We start from the raw sequence: 20458 nt of genomic DNA on the forward strand, positions 1-20458 counted from the left end.
TGATAATCCATTATTGTAGAGAGGACTGATTATGTCCCGGAATAACTGGCTACTGATGTTAAGTGTAGGCGTATTGTCGTTTGCCCTTATGAGTCAGGGAGCAAATAGCGCTGACTCTACTGAGCAAATTAACAATGACTCATGTATGAAATGCCATAAACGCAATGGGGCAATGCAAGGTCACCATGCTCAAGAACAGTTAAAAATGAGTTGTAGTTCATGCCATGGTGAACAAGGCAATCACCCTAAGAAACCCAATGACCTGATGGTATTCTCTGTGGAAAACGACATGACAATCGATACTAAAAATGGCGTGTGTTTGAAATGCCATTCACCTAAAAAGATAGCTCAAGCGGAGTGGACTCACAACGTACACGCACAAAAAGTGAGTTGTACATCTTGCCATAAACTGCATCCTGAATCAGACCCAATAATGGGCTTAGGAGCAAAAGATAGCAGTAATGTGTGCCGAAATTGCCACACAGTGCAGAGGTAACTAATCATGGAAAACTCAAGAAGACATTTCCTTAAAAGCACCTGTGCATTGGTTGCCGGCGTGTCGGTATATCCACTCAGTCGCGATCAAGCCAATGCCGATACGGGCATAAGAATAAACAATTTAAAATACGCCATGCTACATGACGAAACCAAATGTATTGGTTGTAACGCTTGTGTTGAAGCGTGTCGAGAAGTGAATCATGTTCCCGAAGGTGTCACCAGGCTGAGCATTGAACAGTCGGGCCCTTATGGCAAGTATCCAAATCAGTATTACCACTTTAGCCGCCACTCCTGCCAACATTGTGAAGATGCGCCTTGCGTTAATGTATGCCCGACTGGAGCCGCCTTTATCGATAAAGAAAACGGCATTGTCTCGGTTAATGCAGATAAATGTGTTGGTTGCCAATACTGTATTTTAGCCTGCCCTTACGATGTACGTTTTATTAATCCTGTGACTAAGGCAGCCGACAAATGTGACTTTTGCAGGGAAACTAATCTCAAACAAGATAAACAACCTGCCTGTGTAGAAGCTTGTCCAACCAAAGCATTGGTGTTTGGTAATCTTAAAGATCCTGAGTCTGAACTGGTTATGCTGTTAAAAGCTAATCCAACACAACGGACCAAGTTAGATTTAGGTACCCGGCCCAAACTGTTTCGTATTACAGCCAAACAAGGGGAGATTATATTATGAACGCTTTGCATTTTGACTCTTTGGTCTGGCATTGGCCCATTGCCATATATCTATTCCTAGCAGGGGTTTCTGCCGGTGCGATGTTCTTTGCCGTATTGCTGAAACATGTATGCCTTAAAGAACAAGCATACCGTTCAGGCTTTGTTCAAGCAGCGTGTATTGTTGCAGCAGTTTCCGTTTTAGCAGGTTTGGGGATTTTGGTATTAGATTTAACCAAACCATGGGATTTTTGGAAAATACTTGTGTTCTACAATCCCACCTCAGTGATGTCGATGGGTGTATTGATCTTGTTGATTTATCAAGTATTCATGTACGCTTGGATTGCTGTTGTATTCCGTAAACCTATTGAAGAATGGTGCCAACCTCGCTTCCCGATAGTGTGTAAAATAACCACAATGCTCGCGAAGTATGAAGCTGGAATAACGGGGTTGTTGATCATCTTTTCTGTGTCGCTAGGTGCCTATACCGGATTTTTATTATCGGCTCAGCCACGCTTCCCTATGCTAAATAACCCTGTGTTACCTTTGTTGTTTTTAGCATCGGGTTTATCTTCAGGTGCCGCGGCGTCGTTATTAGGCGGGGTGTTACTCAAAGGCAGCCCTAATGGTCAGGAAGTGCGTTTTATCCATAGAGTAGAAATCCCATTGATTTTAGGAGAAATTTTCCTTATTTTTACCTTCTTTATGGGTTTAGTTCTCAGTGGTGGTCAAAGTAAAGTCGCGGCATTAAACGCGATTGGAGAAGGATTTTGGGGTTTAATATTTTGGTTCGGGATTATGGGATTAGGATTGTCTGCCCCATTAGCGATGAATTTATTTATGAACGCCACTTCAAAACGCAAGTTTTCCTATGTTGCCGGAACTGCGTGCCTGAGCTTATTGGGCGTTATCATGCTACGTAACTTTGTACTTTATACAGGCCAAATGGTGGTAAGTTAGCGCGATAAACGGTGATAGTATGTGTTAACAACCGCACTATCACCGTATATTCAACAGAGAATATTCCGTTTGCGTTCCCACCTTATTTAATCACATCCTCGCCTGGCTAATTATGCTAAATGCTCCCAACATGCGAGCAATTAAAAGCCAGTGATTGCGTTTACAGCTGGGTAAACTGTCTAATTAAATTGTGATACACATTATGTAGATTATCTAGCTCAGCGCGGTCAGTGTTGTTGGCTTTGATCAAGTTTTGAATACTTTGATCAAGCTGATACAAGGTTTGGCGTAAAGTCACATCGGCCACCATACTTTGCATCCACGTAATAGCTGCAATGCGTTGCCCTCGAGTTACTGCAGTCACTTTATGCAAACTACTCGACGGGTATACTACGGCGTATCCAGCAGGTAACTTAATTTGCTGCTGGCCAAATTCGGTGGCAATAACTAACTCACCACCGTCATACTCTTCGGGTTCACTCAAAAATACCGTCATTGATACATCACTACGGATCACCTCTGAGGTATTAGGGAGCCGCATGATGGCTGCATCAACATGGTAACCATACTCTTCAGTTTCGCTATAACGATTAAAGCACGGCGGAAATATTTTATGCGGTAACGCCGCTGATACAATTTTAGGCGTTTCGCCAATACGCGCCAATAGTTGATTAGCTAGTTGGCGCACATTAGCGTGTTGTGCATCTGCTTGATTGTTATTTTTAACCGACGCCGCCATTCCCATTGCGGTTTTACGACCATCGCCCCACGGACATTCAGCCAGTTGCTGACGATAAGCACCGACATCCTGTTTCGAGAGAATTTGTTCAATAACAATCATGCAAATACCTTTAATTAAAACTCATATGTCATCGACAATTTAGCATTACGGGCGTCACCTAAGTACATAAATGAGCCAGAACGATAAGCTGCAGTCCAATATTCTTCATTCAATATGTTACCTACGTTTATGCGGAAAGTTAAATCCTCAGTGGCATTGTAACTGGCAAATAAATCAACTACTTGATAGTTAGGCACCACAATGCTGTAACGGCTATTGTCGCTATCATAACCTGCTGCAGTGTCTGGTTGTCCGCCATACATTTCACTTTGATAAGTGTAGCTACCACCAAATACAAATGATTCGGTTAGCTCATAACGCAGTTGTAAATAAGCGCTTTCGTCAGCAAAGTTACTTAGTACTAAACCAATGTTAGCTGGATTGTAAGACTGTAAAATTTCTGAATCCATTTTGGCAGCCGAGAATTGTATGCTGAGCTTGTCAGTAATATTTCCGACCATGCCAAACTCAATGCCTTTAACGCGGTTTTTACCCGTGTTAAGTGTACCTAGCGTTGAGTAACTGTCGCCAACACTTTCCATTACATCACTTTTAGTGATTTGGAAAATCGATGCCGAAAACATCATTTTGTCATCAAACAACATCCACTTGGTACCGAGCTCTAGGTTTTCAACAATTTCGGCATCAGCTTCAGCAGCTTGCTCTTGCGTCCCACAAATACCACCGTAACCACAGTTAGCACCTAAATCAGACTCTCCGCCGTTGATGTTGGTTGCAGTACTGTAGTTGGCGTAGATATTGGCATCTTCAGACAAGTCATAAACTAAGCCAATATTACCGTTATACATGGTATCGGAATAGGCATAATCCACTTCACCATCGCGACCTGTTGTGTTGTTACTGTAATCAAAGCTGTCTTGTCTAAAACCAAAGAATAGTGCTAACTGATCGGTCAATTCAACCGTATCCATCATGTATGCCGACACGGTTTCGATGTCGTATATAGCATCAGATCCACCATCAACATAGCTGCGATTCATTAACTGGCCGATATTGTCGACAGTATTGCCGTTACCATCAATAATACAATAAGCCTCTGATACACCACGGCGACCCTCGGTCAAACAATTACCATCATTATTGTTGGTGATGCTATATACGCCGTTATCAACATTTTCATCTGTGTATTCAAGGCCAAACACTAACTTGTGATCAAAACCAAGTGCTTGGGTGTTCCAAAATAAATTGAATTGAGTGCTGACGTAATCAACATCTTGGTTACCTTGGTGAGTACTAAGCGTTAACGTGCTTGCTCCAGGCGCTGTTGGGTCGGTATCTGCGCGCGTTGTGCCGCCCATCCCTGTTGTAATATAGCCATTTTCGGTATGTCCAACGCGTGTGGCGTTGTACAACGTAATGCTGTCATTTAACTCATATTCGGTACGTAAAGTGAACGTGGTGACCTTAGAATTTAGAAAATCACCATCTTGAGCATAAACAGGAATATCTTCTAGCGGCTTACGAGTATCTCGATCAAAATAACTGCCTAAATCTGGCACATCTTTCGCGTCTAGGTAGTAACCATCGGCAGTAAACGACAATGCATCGGTGGCTTCATACACACCCGATAACTGAACACCTTGGCGTTCACTCGTAATACCTTCGCGGCCCGGTTTGTCTTCTTCAGCCGTTAATCCGTTAAGGCGTACTGCCACTTTGTCTGATATCGGTAAGTTATAGTCCACCGTTAGACGAGTGTGATCGTCAGTACCAATACCCAAATCGACGCGACCAAAATCGTAAGCTACTGAGGCTTTTTTAGTCACACTATTAATGGCACCACCTGATGAACCACGGCCAGCAAATGTTGAACTTGGACCTTTGGTAATTTCAACACGCTCGGTAGCAAAACTTTCGCGAGTGGTCATGCCAGGGTCGCGAAGTCCATCAACAAACACGTCACTACGTGCTTCGTGGCCACGGATAATATAACGATCACCGAATGCATTACCGTTTTCACCAGTACCAAGAGTAACACCCGCTTGAGCTGACAAAATGTCTTTTAAGTCCGTATTTCCTGACTCTTGAATTTGGTCTTGAGTTAACACGGTAATCACTTGCGGCGTATCGACAAGTGCAGCCATACGGCGTTTGTCGGCTGAGTTATTAAACATGTAAACCGAGTTTTGCACACCATGAACACGAATTCGCTCAATAGATTCGTCTGTTTGCGCTGGTTTACATTTCGCCAATATATCCTTATCACAAGTTTCATTTTTGGTGTCTGCGGCATATAGCGCTGGGCTACTGAATACTAATGCTGCAGCAACAGCTTGAGCACCTAATGATAACTTACTGTAATTACTAGACTTCATGCTTAACATCATCCTGTTATTAATAAGCGTTAACTAAATTTCATTTATGTGATGCACTTTACATAAATGAAACAAAGATCGCAAACGCAAATCATTATCATTTGTGTAAAGATTCATTAAATATGAAATTAAACTAACAAAAGGACGAAATAAGCTGATAGGTAGCCGTTATTAATAACAATCGTTATTGATAACCGTTTGAATACCGCTCAGAAACAGCGGCCTGGTCGACATAAATTAACTGACTTGATAAAGCTCTAACGGTAAACCGTCTGGATCGCTAAAAAAGGTATATTGTTTACCGGTATATTCGTCAATGCGAACGGGCTCGACAGAGATATTGCTCAGCTGCAAATGCGCCACGACCACCTCGATATCATCGACTTTGAACGCTAAGTGACGCAAACCCTGGGCTTCTGGATAACTGGGTCTTGGCGGTGCATCATTAAATGAAAATAACTCAATTTGGCTACCATCGGGCAAAGCTAAATCCAGTTTGTAAGAATCGCGTGCTTGACGGTAATGCTCGGCAACAATTTTTAGCCCTAATATTTGCGTATAAAATGCTTTTGAACGTGGGTAATCGGCACAGATAATCGCGACGTGATGAATTCCATTTAGCATGGCTGTCCTTGTAAATAGACTATTGATAATTAATCTAATTTAAACAAAAAAATAAAACCCTGATAGAACAAGTCTATCAGGGTTGATATACGCTTTTAAAGTCATAAACAAGACTAAAACAAGGTTAATAACTTCCAGAGAAAGTGGCTTAAATTAAACGCCGATTTCACCGCCGTCATCTTTAATAAACATCACTGTGGCTGCACGTGGACGAACCGTTGTGCCTGCGGGCGTTTCTTCATCTGCTCTATCAGAGTATGGCCAGTTGCCAGGATGCTGAATATTGGCAAACATTGCGGTGTAGTCTGGCGACATGGCAAAACCTGTCACTTCACAGCCGTTAGGGCCAACAAAGAAACGCTTAAGCTGAGTTTGGTTTTCAGCCGTTACCACTTGTTGGTTACCATCTGCATCTACCATCGTTGATGGCACAATCGCTAACATTTGATCGTTGGTTTCTTCGGTAACTTCAGAGGCACCGTTATCGGTTTGCACCCACAAAATACCACGTTGATCGAACGCCAAGCCGTCTGGACTAGCAAACTGGTTTAAGTCAGTTAAGCCAGATAAGTTTGTTTCAGCATCACCATCTGCAGGTGAACCAAATATAAAGATATCCCAACTAAATTCCGTTGCTGCATCACCTTCATCCCAACGGATAATATGACCAAAGTTGTTATTTAAACGTGGGTTAGCAGGGTTGGTGCTGTCGGTACGTTTACTGTTGTTGGTTAACGTTAGGTATACCGTACCTGTAAATGGATCAACGGTTGTCCATTCTGGGCGATCCATTGGTGTAGCACCCACTAAGTCAGCAGCGCCAGCAGTATTTAATATAATCGCGGCTTGTGAGTCAAAGCTGCTCGCAAGCGTGCTTCCGTCGGCAGTCACCCCATCTAACGTCAGCGGTAACCATTCACCGACACCGTCTTCGGTAAACTTAGCCGCATATAAGGTTCCGGCATTCATGTACTTATCGCCTACTGTTAAGCGGTTAGTGCTGTTAGCATCTGCTGGATCCCACGCTGCGTCAGAAACAAACTTATACAGATATTCAAAACGAGAATCGTGGCCTGAATAGAATGTGATTGGTTTGCCTTCTTCAAGTTTACCAAAGGCACAACCCTCGTGGCGGAAGCGACCTAATGCAGTACGCTTAATGGCGCGCGAGTTAGGATTGTATGGATCAATTTCAACAATATAACCGTGGCCATTGGCTTCGTTACGGTAATCGTTAGTCGCACTTGAGCCCGTTGGCGTCACATCAAAACGAGCAAATTCGTCTAAGCGCTCATCGTCATTACCGGCTAAGTGGCTCCAGCCATAACGAGTGTCAGAAGTCGAAATACCAATGCGCGTTTGCTCTTGCGTTAAGGTGCCTTTATTAACAAAATAACCCGGCCAGTTTTCTTCACATGTTAGATAAGTGCCCCAAGGCGTATAACCATTACCGCAGTTATTTAAAGTACCGCGCGCTTGGCTGCCATCTGGCGAATAACGCGTTTCAAGGTGTGAGCTGTACGCTAGTGGGCCAGCAATATCCATCACGGTTGCACCGGTAAAACGACGGTTATGGCTGTCGTTTTCGACCACTTGCCATCGTCCAGAAACTAATTTAATACGGACAACTGAAATACCATGGGCGTTGATTTCTTTGCGGATTTCATCAATTACAGTGCGCTTACCATCAGCATCAAACGTTGGGCCTGTTGGATGTAAAGCATCCTGGTCAATGTATTCGTGGTTAATACACAATAAACCGTCATCTGCCGAATCATTCAACGGGAAGAAATGCATACCATCATGATGCATACCGACGGAGTTTTCCTGATCGATAGCAGTATTACTGCCATCGGCTTTCCACGCTGCAGCTTTCGAATTTAAGGGCGTTCCCCAGGGTGCTAATACATAAGCTGAATAGCCAGCAGCTACCGCCACGGCATCGATTTTAGAACCGGCAATCGACTCAAAACCTAATACTGCAGAACTCTTCGTTGGTGCTGTTGGCGTGGTCGGCGTTGTTGGCGTTTCTGCAACGGTATCATTGTCAGAGCCACAAGCACTTAATCCGAAGCCACCAAACGCTGTCATCGCACTAAGGCCTAAACCACGCTTAACAAAATTACGACGTGATAGATGATTCTCCATCACTTCATTGAAGGGGGTATTTTTACTGTTGTTAAAACGAGTTGGATCAAATGTCGCCTTGCTCATAAATTGTCCTTAGATATGCTCTGAAAATAACGGATCAAATATAGGTATAATTATTTGTCCGTTAAGATAAGCGTCTAATGTGACAACTCGGTTCAAACTAGATGACATTAATGTGGCAGTAAAAAGACACTCACCACACTGTCACATGTAGTGGAATCGATATAAAACTCGTGTTAGCGTTTTTTACCGCGTGAAGATGCCGCTAATGCCTTTTTACGTGCTTGTTGTTTTAATGCCGATTTAGTTGTTTTACGGGTAACTGGAGCAATTAAATCCAAATCTGGCTCAAAACCTGCCAGCCATTGCTGTGGTAAACGTCGGTCTAAAAAGGCTTCTAGTTTAGTTAATAACGGCTCGTCATCGATGCTTAATAACGTGATCGCTTGCCCTGCTTTACCTGCTCGGCCTGTGCGGCCAATTCGATGCACGTAGTCTTCAACTTGAAACGGTAACTCCATATTAACGACATAATTTAACTCGTTAATATCTAAACCTCTTGCAGCCACATCAGTTGCGACTAACGCGGTCACCTCACCGGCTTTAAATGCTGCTAACACTTGTTCACGTACTGCTTGAGATAAGTCAGCATGAAATGCTTCAGCTGCCACGCCAGCTTGTTTCATTTGCTTTACCAGTGCATCAGCACCTTGTTTGGTGCGGCTAAATATCAAGCTTTGCAGCCAACTTTCTTGGGTAATTAAATGGCACAGCATGGCGCACTTTCGATTAGCGTCGACATTAAACACTCGCTCAACAATACTGCTGGCGGTGGTATTTCGCTGAGCCACTTCAATCACCTGTGGTGAGCGTAATAAGCGCCGACTAAAACTGAGCATTCGGTCATCTAAGGTGGCTGAAAATAATAACGTTTGCCGTGTACTTGGCAAGCGCTTAAGTACTTCGACAATTTCATCTTTAAAGCCCATGTCCAGCATGCGATCGGCTTCATCAAATACCAAATGAGTTAATTGTGATAATGACAACGCACGCTTACGCAGCAAGTCTAATAACCGCCCTGGAGTCGCTACCAAAATATGGGTGCCATTGGCTAACTGACGGATTTGTTCGCCAATGCTAACCCCGCCATAAACCATCACGCTAGTGACTGAACTGCCATAAGCATATTGCTCAATACTACTGTGCACTTGTTGGGCTAACTCTCGAGTTGGGACTAATACAAGCGCCGTTATCGGGGTCGAATTAATATGTTGAGTGTCTGGCTGAGCAGCTAGATTATCTTGATGAGTCAATAATTGATGCAGTAACGGTAATGCAAATGCAGCCGTTTTCCCGGTGCCCGTTTGCGCCCCCGCCATCACGTCTTTACCGCTTAAAATAACCGGAATTGCTTGTAATTGGATAGGCGTAGGTTGCTGATATTTTAATTCAGCTAGGCGATTAATCAATATGGGATGTAACGATAAATCTGCAAAAGACATAAAAACTCCAAACATGTGGATGCGCAGTTTATCACGCTCATTCAGATTAAAACAAAGGCTCTAGGTAATGCTTGCTTGAATTATCGTTCATTAAAATGGCTGGTAAATGTGATGCTCAACACATCTTAAGCAGGTCGTGCTTTTTGCAGCAGATAACACTTGACTAAAAAAGTAAGCCTTATACAATTTAAACATGCAAATAAAAAACATGTTTTATTTTAACCACTCGATTGCATCACAACATTACACAATCAGATCCCATAACGAGGTATCACCATGAGTTTTTCAATTAGCGGTATTTTCAAGCCAGCCAAGCAAGCTGAACAGATTAGCAATGTGGCACCTACAGCCCAAGACACTACTGCAACAGAAATGAAAGCTGTAACAGAAAATGAAGTATCTCAGGCTGAAAATACTGCCAAAAAACAAGCTAATGGCGGCAGTTGTTGCGGTGGATGTGGTGGCGGTAATCATTAGTCCACTAGAATACTAAACGTTACCACGTCTGAATAAACGTAAACTGTCTTTACTGATTAGTTGCGGATACTGCGCTGTAACGTCGAAAAATCCATTGGCATACGCTACTGCTACTGAGCCTTCGTTCTGTTTATTGATATAAGCAAAAACAGGGCTCGAAATAAATTGCTTTAAAAACATTTCCACAGCTTTGGTGGCAATGCCTTTGCCCCAATGTTCACGTCCAATCCAATAGCCAACTAAACGCATTTGCGGATCTGACTTTGCGGCTGCGTCGGTATTAATCCACGATAATACATTACCCACTAAAACATCATCTATCCAAATCCCTTGTGCTATCGCCTTTTCATTTGCTAATACTTTTTGCTGCCAATGCAGGTTAAAAGCTTTACGTTTACGCGGCACAAAGTCTGCCATTTTATTAGCAATAGGGTCGTTTTCAAATTCAAACAATATATCTAAATCTGCTTCAGTAATGGGATGAAGAGAAATATTCATTTCGGGTTCGCCTTTTCTATGTTGTGTCACCAAGATCATTTATATTATAGATAACCTCAGCTCTAATAAGAGATGGGATAAATCGTTAAAAACGGGTTTAATTCAAGTCTGCAATATCAAACTTGCCATGTGTTTTGCTAACAAGGCATATTGGACGTATCAATAGCTCGCCTATTGTAAGTCGATTAAACACTGATAGCGGAAATGCCTGTTTGATGACCGTTTATTATCCATAATTGAGGTTATATATTCTCATTCATCGACACGCTTGACGATGAGTAACCGTATCAACATGCATTAAAGGACTACAGGATGAAAAGCATTAAAACATGGCAATGGTTGGGCTTTGCTGGCCTTTTACCTTTTATTATTCTCAGTGTATTAGCCTTCAATCATAGCCTATTAGCACCCGAACATACTATGCTAGGGTTTGTTAGCTATAGCGCAGTGATTTTAAGTTTTGTTGCCGGTACGCTGTGGGGCAAAGCGGTTATATTAACCTTAGACGACAATATTGCTAAGTTACTCATCATCAGTAATATCATCGCACTCGCCTGTTGGATTGCACTGTTAACGCCGTTTGCATTATCCGCGCTAATCCTACTCGCCAGTGGTTATCTGTATTTATTGTATATTGAGTTTAAAGCCAAACAATTATCAACCACCACCAGCTACCTCACATTACGCACAATATTAACCAGTGCTGCTGTAGTATGCCACATTATTGTCATGCTCAGTCTTTTTAGCGTTTAACAACATGTTAACTCGAACAAAAAGCCCATGCTTTACAGCATGGGCTTTTTGTTTATTGCAGCAAGCTGACTGGCTTCACCATCTATAAACCGGTTTGACACTGTTCTTGCTGGTTTATCATCGGTGATAGAATCGGCATCATGCCTTTAAGTACTTGTAATGGCAGTGCTGAAGTAAAGCTAAAGTCGTCGGCTTTCTCCCCTGGTACAAATGCAGTTAGGGTACCAAAATGACGATCGCCTAAGTAAAACACAAATGTTGCAGTACGGTTTATAGCGGTTGAAGATACTTTACGGCCATTACGAATTTCAGTCGCAATACGATTATCGCCGGTACCGGTTTTTCCCCCCATAACAATCATTTGGCCATTGCTATCCACTAAGCTGCCTTTGAGCCTTCTTGCTGTGCCATTTTCGACTACATTTGCCAATGCTTTTTTCAACGCTCGTGCAACTTCTTGGTGCATTACCCGCATAACAGTTTGTTTATTATTGGCCAGTGTCACCTCATAAGGTGTGTCTTTGGCAAACTGCAGCTCATCAATTCTCACGGTAGGGAAACGATAGCCATCATTTTGAATTATACCCATTAACTCAGCCAATGCTGCAGGTCTGTCGCCCGAGCTGCCTAAAGCAGAGCCTAATGAAGGCACCATGTATTCAAACGGATAACCCATTCTCACCCAACGTTGATGAATACTTAAAAATGCTTCCACTTCTAACATCACCTGAATACGCACATCACGAGCATTTTGATGACGCGTTCTAAACAGCCAGCGATACACTTCTTGTAACTGCGGTTGTGCGTCTTCTAATACTTGAGTAAGGCCAGTTTCCGGATAGTCATTTAAATAGCGTAATACCCACAACTCTAACGGATGCACCCGTGCAATATAGCCTTGATCAGCTAAATTAAATTTTTCTTCGCCATATTTGTTGTACAGCACATTAATTTGTTTATCGGTAAAGGTTTTTGCTGGTAATCGCTGAGTTAAAAAAGCTGTTAACTCACGGGCGCCATCGTAAGGTTTTAAATAACGATAAACGGCCGTTAACTTGTGTTCTTGTTGTTGAATACCATCAAATAACACCTCAAGACGCTGCTCTGGTGCAAGCTGACGATACTTGCGATAAAAACGTTTTACAAACGAACTGCCCTCACGCTTAGCAAATGCTTTTAGGTATTCTTCACGGCGCGGATCTTTGTCGTTACGCAATAGCTGCGACACACTGCCTTCACTGTTATAACTACTACTGTAATTAACAATGTCTTGCATTAAGCGCACAAAAGGCAAGTTTATCGACTCTTGCAATGCTTGATATAATGTTGGTACGCGACTGTTTTCTTTTTTATTAAAATTGTTAAATACATGCAAACCACCACCGGTGAAGAAACGTTCTTCTGGTGAAGCCGAATATTCGCGCTGCAGTGCAGCATCCAACATTCGGGTTAAATTACGGTCACGGGTGGTAATCAAATAATCGACCACCCAGCGCGTAATATGGTCTTTACGTTCCACATCCACTTGGCGTAAATCAGCCACCGTCATTGCAGAAAAACGCTGTTGTAATTCGGCAATAATGTCTAAATATGTCGCTAATACACGTAACTTAGCCGTTGAACCTAACTCCAGCTTACTGCCTTCATTAATATCAAACGGCTGATCAATACTGTCGGTTTGAATCCGCACCCTATTGGCACTGTCGGTACTTTCATACAAGGTAAAGCTGTACAACACTTTATCTAACTGCTGCACCGACAGTAAACGCTCACCCAGTAGTCCGATACGTTCAGCCGAACTGGGCTGAGCTAAACTACGTAAGTAATCGCTAACTTGTTGTTGCAAGTCACCATGGAAGGTACTGTTAATCGATAAATCATAGCGATCAAGATCAAACAAACTTAATCCCAACATACCCGCAGTGCGAATACGTACCGCATTAACCCCTTTATTGTTAGCGAGGTTAGTCGTCGCTAACTTACTGGCGTTAAATTGTAATGTTTGCTCAAGTGCCGACACCATCAATTGCGTTTCAATTAACCCATCACCGCCCAGTAAACGTAAATAGCTGTCTACTAACGATTCTAAATCATCATGACCTTGGCGTAAGTAATACGATGGCCGACGCTGAGCAATCATTAAAGCTACGATTTGACGAAACACCTTGCCACGCTCAGCAGCATTTTGTTGAGTATGACGACTCAAAAGCAATTGGTTAGCTTGATTAAAATCTGTTTTAAACCAGGCCCATAAACCATCACCAATACCGTGGACTTCACCAAAACCCGGAGCCGATGATAATGGCACTGTGTTGAGATAATCTTGTACGATGCGTTGGCGAGCGCCAACGGTGCTTTCACCTTGCTGATACACTCGTACAATGGCCGAACCAATTTGTAATAACTTATCTTTAATACTCAAGGTTAAGCCGTGGTTAGAATGCCTGAATTTTTCAATTTGGGTGGCCAAAGTACTGCCACCCGCTTTAGACATATCAGCCCCAAAAATACCCGCTACCTGACTGGCGGCAGCCAGCACAAATCGAGGCCAGTCAACAACGGGGTTGTAGTTAGCTTCTGGACTCAACATTTCACGATTTTCGATAAATAATAAGGTATTGATGATTTGATCTGGGATTTTATCTTGGTCTTGATACACACGTTTAGGATAGGAGAAATCGAATACCGTCATGTCGCGGCAATCTTTAATTGCTAAACCAGATTGGGCTTTTTCATGATACGGCGGGAAAAAACCAATATTGGTATAATCCATCAACATTGGTGAAAATGCCACCTGCTGAGTGATTTGATAATTACGCTCAATAAGACGCGCTATTTTCTGCGGTAATTGGCTATAACCATGGCGGTCATCAAAGGGACCATACTTAGGATAAATCACCGCATCGCTGCGATAATCACGTACTTTATAGGTTAATTTAGTGGCATATTGATGTAAAAAATAAGATTGATAATACGATGTCCGCACCTCAAACTCGATCAGATAAGCTGTTGCTAACAATAATACGATCAATAACCAACCCGCTTTACTGCGACGAACCGGAGCCGGTTTGGCGGAAGATGCATTAGGTCGATAATTATCAAACTGACTGTCTGTATGTGGACTAGACACAAACTCTCCATCTAACGCATAAAATCACAATAACGCACCATTTAACTTTTGGTTGAGATGTTCAATACATCGCGTAACTAATTGTGATAATTTTATCAGATGGGTAAAGCCATTAGATATAGACAAAATAACTAAATGTTGTTTTTTAGCCTATTAAAGACCTTATTGCCACAATATCGATATTTTTATATGAAACACTTACCCAAGTTTAAGGATTGTTTTGGACAACAGCACTTCAACAGCGACTATTGATCCGCCATTAAGATTAGGTTTAGCCATGTGGTCACAAAACCAATGGCAACAAACCGTTTATGGCAATAGCCAGGCACATCGACTGGCACGTTATGCCGAAATATTTAATACCGTCGAGGGCAACACTACTTTCTATGCCACGCCGTCGTTACAGAATGTACAAAATTGGTACGCTGCAACGCATGACGAGTTTAAATTTACCTTTAAACTGCCCAAACACATCACCCATGAATTACAGCTCCAACATGCAGGCCCAGCGCTACAACAATTCTTTAGCATAATGGAGCCCCTTATTAACCGAACCGGAGTGTGGAAAATTCAACTTCCCGCCAGTTTTGGGCCACAATCTTTGCCACAATTAGCACAGTTTTTAACTCAAGTGCCACAAGGCCTAACCTATGGCGTCGAAGTACGTAACAGTGCCTTTTTTGCTAAAGGTGAAGCAGAACAAGCATTAAACCGCTTATTAATCGACAATAACTGCAATCGTATCATTATGGACACGAGGCCTGTTTTTACAGCAGCGCCAACAACCGCAGCAGTGATAGATGCCCACCAGAAAAAGCCAAAAGTGCCAGTACACGCCATTGCAACCGCACACAATCCTGTGGTGCGCTTTATTGGTCATCCGCAAGCGGAAGCCAATATACATTTTTTCCAAAACTGGCTAAAACAACTGCCTTTATGGATCGCGCAAAATAAACAACCCTATTTATTTATCCACACTCCAGACAATCACAATGCACCGCAATTAGCGGTCGATTTGTATCGTTTACTGCAACAGCAGTTGGCACAAAGTACATCTGCATTGGCCGACATTAATCTATTACCTCAACAACAGCACACCACAACTCAAATGGGTTTTGATTTGTGATACCCACCTATATGCATAGGTAACCTCAAGGACTGATAATAAACGTTTATCAAACCGCTCTCGGTCCTACAATTTTATGATATTATTTGCGCCGATCCAGCCTGCCTTCGCAGCGCGTTTATGTTGATAAAGGAACCACCATGAGTGAATCTGCAACCCGTCTAAATAAGTACATTAGTGAGAGTGGTATTTGCTCACGTCGTGAAGCAGATCGCTATATTGAGCAAGGTAATGTTTTTATCAATGGTAAACGCGCCAAAATTGGTGATAGCGTCGAATTTGGCGATAAAGTCAAAGTGAATGGTCATGATATAGCCCCCCGAGACGAAGCCGATCTGGTTTTTATTGCCCTTAATAAACCGGTAGGTATTGTTAGTACCACCGAAAATACCGAACGCGATAATATTGTCGATTTTGTTAATCACAGCGAACGAGTATTCCCAATTGGTCGTTTAGACAAAGATTCACAAGGGTTAATCTTTCTTACCAGCAATGGTGACTTAGTCAATAAAATCCTCCGCGCAGGCAACAATCACGACAAAGAATATGTGGTTACGGTTAACAAGCCGATCACTGAAGCATTTTTACAAGGTATGCGCGCCGGCGTGCCGATGTTAGGTGTCATCACTAAAAAATGTAAAGTGGAACAAGTTTCAACGTTCGTATTTAAAATAATTCTAGTTCAAGGGCTTAATCGTCAAATTCGTCGAATGTGTGAACATTTCAACTTTGAAGTGACCAAGCTGGAACGTCAATCAATTATGAATGTGTCGCTTAAAGGACTGCCTGTAGGAGAGTGGCGAGATTTGGATGAACAAGAACTCAGCACGCTAATGAAGTTAATTGAACATTCATCTTCAGAGGTTAAAAACGCGCCCAAAAAAGCTAAGAAAAAGCCAACCCAAAGCTTACGAGATAAAATTGAAGGCCCAGAACACTTTATGCAAGGTCGAGGTGCTAAACCTAAAAAGCCGGCGGCGAATAAAGGTAAGCCAAGTCATTCAAGAAAACCTAAACGCTGATCCGAAAAACAGCATAAGTGATATACCGCTAAGGATAAGAATGAGTATTAAAAATAATCATTTTACCGTATGCAATAATCTTTTTATGTTGTAGGATACTGCACTGAGTGCTATTCAAACAGCCAATATTACACAAATGTAAATAAAACATCGGTTTACATTAAACATTGTATAATCACTCATGCTAAAAGATTACACATAATGCATTTTTATTGATCAAATGCATGCTAAAGTTGTTGTAATCTTTCAATAAATAGTACAAAAAAAACATCGTAAAAGTATAAAACAACAGCAATCGGACGCTGGTTTTTTAAACAAGGAATGTGACATGTTCAGCAATAACCTTTTAATCGTAGATTTCCCTGTTCATCTTCATGGGCAATTTCAAAACCTCGCTAATTTGATTGAATTTAACTTAATTCCAACCAATGCGAGCTGCGCGTTATCAGAATTATCAGCCGCATCAAATTCCGAAAATGGCAGCGCCATTATGGTTCATTATCTTGAAAATCCATTACAAGAAATTGGTTACTTATCTGCAGAGTTATTTAAAAGCGACCTGCACATTGCATTTTGTCCTGCACTGAATGTAGAACTAGAGGTTATTCTTATTTCATCTGGATTTCATGGCGCCATCAGTGTCGATGACTCTATCGCTCATCAAATACAAAGCATTAAACAAGTGCAAGATGGCGACATTAGCTTTAACCCTAAAGCCGTTTCTAAATACATCCTCCAAAGAAAGCGTATTCCATCATCAGGTAATCGCGCCAAAATACTTGCCGTCACCACAAAAAAAGAACAACAAGTCTTGTCACTCATACTGCATGGATTAACCAACGAAGAAATGGCCAAAGAGCTCAACATTTCTGTTAATACCGTCAAAATGCACGTACAAAATATTTATAAAAAAACCAAAATTAAAAATCGCGGCCAATTATTTGCTTTTGCTGCCGGTTAACTTTTTATAAATACTCCAGTTAACACTTAAAAGTGAACTTAGTTATGTATCCATTAAACGATACATTTTTAGGCTCGTTTAATATTTCACACTCGATATTTTTATTGTTTTAAAAGCACTTCACCCCATAATGTAAGGACACATTAATGCACCATAAAAGCATATTAGCCATATTAATCTCTGGCGCACTCTTAGTCGGTTGCGGTTCATCTGACGACGATTCTAATACCGAAATCACGCAACCTGATTCTGGCACACCGCCCCCGATTACAACGCCTCCAGTAGCATCAGAATATACTCACCAGGTAACCGGTTTAGCGGTATATCAAGGGGCATTGTCAGGAGCGACGGTTTGCACTGATTTAAATAAAAACTTAGCCTGTGATAGCGATGAACCTTTTACTATTACAGATGTTGACGGTAACTACCAAATAGACTGGAAAAGTGAAGTCGAAACACCAGATTATTATTTAGTGGCTAATTGGGAAGCGGCTAAGGCAGTCCAAGCACTTCAAGCACGCTCTTTGGCACTTAAGATTAAAAACCCGACTAACAGAGCTGCACCAAAATCTATCGTTAGTGACGCAGGAAAAGGCACATTAATCGCTAGCCCACAGTACAATGGCGCGATTAATAACCTGACCCATATTAAACTGTCTCGAGTGATGGAGATGAAGAGTCAAAGTCTGTCTAACAGACATATTAGTCAGTTATCGGCTGAGTTAGACACTCTATTGGCTATTTTGTATCAATTAGATGCAGACACCTTGTATTCTATTTCAGCGGAAACATCAGCCTCAGCTAACTTTATGCGCATAGACTATGCCATTGCTTATTTACAGCAAGTCATCGCGACTCAAATCCCAAACTTAATCGCAGCAGAAAAAATTCTTGCAGCTACTTATGCTCAACTTTGGCAAATATTAATTGATAGCGGCCTTTCTATCGAAGAGTTCTTCTCAGACGACATATTTACTTTAGCCGCAAATATACTCTTTAGTGATTCAGCTATCGCATTAGGATTTACAGAATTACCAATCGATTCTCGTATTTTGTCACAAAACGATTGGGATGTTGTGCTAGGTAATATCATTAATGATAGCGGCTTTGCTAATACCTTATCGCTAGCGTTGCTGTCACAGTTCAGCACATTCTCACTAGACAATGATGAGACAGGAAAGACAGTTATAGGGTCAGCCTCTATTGACGGAATTGGGTATGTTACCGAATTCCCTAAAGATATAGATGAGCAAGAAATAGAAATAGAATGCTGGAACACAACCCATAACGGTTGGTATACCATTGCACCATTGCCGACGACTGAACCGTTTATAGAAGGTAATAGTTACAAAACAGTGTATGAATCAACAGATGTTAATGTCACTATTAATGTAGAAAAAATACTCACACCAAGTGATAGCTGGAGCTCAATACTTAACATTATTCCTGATAGTCTTAAATTCAACACGCTAAATTGGCCACAAACATTATATTCTATAAACGTATCTCAAGAAGCTGATGTCATGTGTCGTGAAGTCAATAATTATGAAATCTACGACCTTCCTGATTACGAGACGGCTGATATGATCACAGTTGATGATATCGCTAGAGCACAATTTGATAGTTTATATCCAGAGTTTATCATCGTCGATGAGCAACAAAGTAAGATCACTCTGCTTGATATTAACCTGCAACCAGAAACGACATTTACAGTAGAACGCAGCATTAGCCCAAGTAATCAGCCATTAATTATTACAACTGAGGACGCTATAAATGACAAAGTTGCTGAGCACATTCTTCCGACATATTATTTAGTTGCAGATCAACAGTTAATTGAAGTCAATTTAAATAAAGCTTTCAATACGAAAGACGCAAACAATCAACTAATGATGACTTATGACAATTCAGAACGCTTTACCCAAATATTATACAATCATTTATTGTCACTAAAAACAACACCATAAGAGGCTTATTGCTTACTCGCAATGTAAAAAACCATTAGCAAAAGCTAATGGTTTTTTATCATCAAGCCACAAATATTAGCCTGCTTTAATCATATCGTTTTCTTTATCAATAAAACGACCAACAATCGCTAAGACTAAATCAAACACACCATAGACAAAGGACCGTTCTGCTGCCATAAAAATGATGAATTCCTAATGCACTAGATATGCTAGATAGAATGACTGCTATAGCATACACCCCATCCAACTCAATAACCTGTTACTTATTAACAATCAACAAAGTAAACACTGCCAATATGTAAAGTGACATATTAGATACTGGCGTTACAGCTCATCACCACCCTCTTCAGCTTCCATACGCTCAACATCTTGCTTGGTGTAACCCATGGCTTCGGTTATATAGCACATCTTCACCAGCTGAAACATTTGCACAAAAGAGCTAACCCGCCCCGCGTGCATTTGTACATTTAATAACGCCATAGTGACACCAGCTTCATCGCCGGGCGATACTGTAGCGCTCAATTCAGATAACGACTGGTTATTAGCTGATACCTCATCAATGAGATTGTTATATTCTGTGACGTTTTCAGGCATATAACAGGTAGATGTTTCAGGTAATTGTGACAAAAACTGCTCATATTTTTTTACAAACAACCTAGCTTGCACCAACGTCTGCTCACCGAGTGCTTGTAATTCTTGCACCTTGCCACTTTGGAATACAGCCGACGCATTGCCAGAATCCATGAGCTGATTAAACTCTTGCATCAAGACTAGCTGCTTATCGGATAGCACTTTTGCATCTTGTGCTATGAGTTTCGTTTTAGCTTCAAATGCATCAATAGCAGCTTGGTTGCTAGCCAATACTGCAAAACTCATTGTGGTAATGGCAGTAGTCATGGCCACCAGCAAGCTGGCTTTTTTAAAAATATTCATCGATAACATCCTG

The 20458-nt window shown here is 41.6% G+C and carries 17 protein-coding genes; 9 read left to right on the forward strand and 8 right to left on the reverse strand.

Features of this window, described 5'->3' with window-relative positions:
* Positions 1 to 31: 31 nt before the first annotated feature.
* Genes EGC86_RS14005 through nrfD form a run of 3 tightly spaced genes read left to right on the forward strand, consistent with a single transcriptional unit; the run spans position 32 to position 2127 of the window.
* Positions 32 to 496, forward strand: coding sequence for a cytochrome c3 family protein (locus tag EGC86_RS14005; RefSeq protein ID WP_123777967.1), 465 nt, complete (start codon positions 32 to 34; stop codon positions 494 to 496).
* Between the two features lie 6 nt (positions 497 to 502).
* Positions 503 to 1189 carry a 4Fe-4S dicluster domain-containing protein gene (locus tag EGC86_RS14010; protein WP_123777968.1) on the forward strand — a complete coding sequence of 229 codons (687 nt, stop codon included), beginning with the start codon at positions 503 to 505 and terminating at the stop codon, positions 1187 to 1189.
* Positions 1186 to 2127 (forward strand): cytochrome c nitrite reductase subunit NrfD, encoded by a 942-nt coding sequence (nrfD, locus tag EGC86_RS14015; protein ID WP_011636100.1) that lies wholly within the window; start codon positions 1186 to 1188, stop codon positions 2125 to 2127. Before EGC86_RS14010 ends, nrfD begins: the two co-directional genes overlap by 4 nt.
* A gap of 160 nt (positions 2128 to 2287) precedes the next feature.
* Here the strand turns inward: nrfD and EGC86_RS14020 are convergent, their stop codons facing one another.
* The 5 genes from EGC86_RS14020 to EGC86_RS14040 all read right to left on the reverse strand — a co-directional run bounded on the left by EGC86_RS14020 (position 2288) and on the right by EGC86_RS14040 (position 9581).
* Complete coding sequence (locus EGC86_RS14020; protein ID WP_123777969.1) at positions 2288 to 2968, reverse strand: Fe2+-dependent dioxygenase; 681 nt, start codon at positions 2966 to 2968, stop codon at positions 2288 to 2290.
* Positions 2969 to 2982: 14 nt separating this feature from the next.
* Complete coding sequence (locus tag EGC86_RS14025) at positions 2983 to 5313, reverse strand: TonB-dependent receptor (protein WP_425376043.1); 2331 nt, start codon at positions 5311 to 5313, stop codon at positions 2983 to 2985.
* A 228-nt stretch (positions 5314 to 5541) separates the two neighbouring features.
* Positions 5542 to 5928 carry an SMU1112c/YaeR family gloxylase I-like metalloprotein gene (gene gloA2 / locus EGC86_RS14030; protein ID WP_011636097.1) on the reverse strand — a complete coding sequence of 129 codons (387 nt, stop codon included), beginning with the start codon at positions 5926 to 5928 and terminating at the stop codon, positions 5542 to 5544.
* A gap of 153 nt (positions 5929 to 6081) precedes the next feature.
* Positions 6082 to 8142 (reverse strand): PhoX family protein, encoded by a 2061-nt coding sequence (locus EGC86_RS14035; RefSeq protein ID WP_123777971.1) that lies wholly within the window; start codon positions 8140 to 8142, stop codon positions 6082 to 6084.
* A 173-nt stretch (positions 8143 to 8315) separates the two neighbouring features.
* The gene (locus tag EGC86_RS14040) at positions 8316 to 9581 is read right to left on the reverse strand and encodes a DEAD/DEAH box helicase (RefSeq protein ID WP_011636095.1); all 1266 of its coding nucleotides are present in this window, start codon (positions 9579 to 9581) and stop codon (positions 8316 to 8318) included.
* 276 nt (positions 9582 to 9857) lie between these two features.
* On the opposite strand from EGC86_RS14040, the gene EGC86_RS14045 reads away from it, so the two are divergent.
* Complete coding sequence (locus EGC86_RS14045) at positions 9858 to 10058, forward strand: hypothetical protein (RefSeq protein ID WP_041412753.1); 201 nt, start codon at positions 9858 to 9860, stop codon at positions 10056 to 10058.
* A gap of 12 nt (positions 10059 to 10070) precedes the next feature.
* Here the strand turns inward: EGC86_RS14045 and EGC86_RS14050 are convergent, their stop codons facing one another.
* Positions 10071 to 10556, reverse strand: a complete 486-nt coding sequence (locus tag EGC86_RS14050) for a GNAT family N-acetyltransferase (protein WP_049763510.1) — start codon at positions 10554 to 10556, stop codon at positions 10071 to 10073.
* 312 nt (positions 10557 to 10868) lie between these two features.
* On the opposite strand from EGC86_RS14050, the gene EGC86_RS14055 reads away from it, so the two are divergent.
* Positions 10869 to 11309 (forward strand): DUF3429 domain-containing protein, encoded by a 441-nt coding sequence (locus tag EGC86_RS14055; protein WP_101086135.1) that lies wholly within the window; start codon positions 10869 to 10871, stop codon positions 11307 to 11309.
* Positions 11310 to 11391: 82 nt separating this feature from the next.
* On the opposite strand, the gene EGC86_RS14060 is transcribed toward EGC86_RS14055, so the two are convergent.
* Positions 11392 to 14439 carry a transglycosylase domain-containing protein gene (locus EGC86_RS14060; protein ID WP_011636092.1) on the reverse strand — a complete coding sequence of 1016 codons (3048 nt, stop codon included), beginning with the start codon at positions 14437 to 14439 and terminating at the stop codon, positions 11392 to 11394.
* Positions 14440 to 14659: 220 nt separating this feature from the next.
* Between EGC86_RS14060 and EGC86_RS14065 the strand changes: the two genes are divergently transcribed.
* The 4 genes from EGC86_RS14065 (at position 14660) to EGC86_RS14080 (ending at position 19512) form a co-directional block, all read left to right on the forward strand.
* Positions 14660 to 15565 (forward strand): DUF72 domain-containing protein, encoded by a 906-nt coding sequence (locus EGC86_RS14065; RefSeq protein WP_425376041.1) that lies wholly within the window; start codon positions 14660 to 14662, stop codon positions 15563 to 15565.
* Positions 15566 to 15705: 140 nt separating this feature from the next.
* Positions 15706 to 16587, forward strand: a complete 882-nt coding sequence (gene rluF / locus EGC86_RS14070; RefSeq protein ID WP_011636090.1) for a 23S rRNA pseudouridine(2604) synthase RluF — start codon at positions 15706 to 15708, stop codon at positions 16585 to 16587.
* A gap of 328 nt (positions 16588 to 16915) precedes the next feature.
* Positions 16916 to 17548: a response regulator transcription factor gene (locus tag EGC86_RS14075; protein ID WP_011636089.1), complete on the forward strand. Its 633-nt coding sequence runs from the start codon at positions 16916 to 16918 to the stop codon at positions 17546 to 17548.
* A 146-nt stretch (positions 17549 to 17694) separates the two neighbouring features.
* Complete coding sequence (locus tag EGC86_RS14080; RefSeq protein ID WP_123777972.1) at positions 17695 to 19512, forward strand: hypothetical protein; 1818 nt, start codon at positions 17695 to 17697, stop codon at positions 19510 to 19512.
* Positions 19513 to 19836: 324 nt separating this feature from the next.
* Here EGC86_RS14080 and EGC86_RS14085 read toward each other — a convergent pair whose 3' ends face one another.
* Positions 19837 to 20445 (reverse strand): hypothetical protein, encoded by a 609-nt coding sequence (locus EGC86_RS14085; protein ID WP_123777973.1) that lies wholly within the window; start codon positions 20443 to 20445, stop codon positions 19837 to 19839.
* Positions 20446 to 20458: the final 13 nt, after the last annotated feature.

The sequence above is a fragment of the Shewanella frigidimarina genome, assembly GCF_003797125.1.
Classification (GTDB): Bacteria; Pseudomonadota; Gammaproteobacteria; order Enterobacterales; family Shewanellaceae; genus Shewanella; species Shewanella frigidimarina.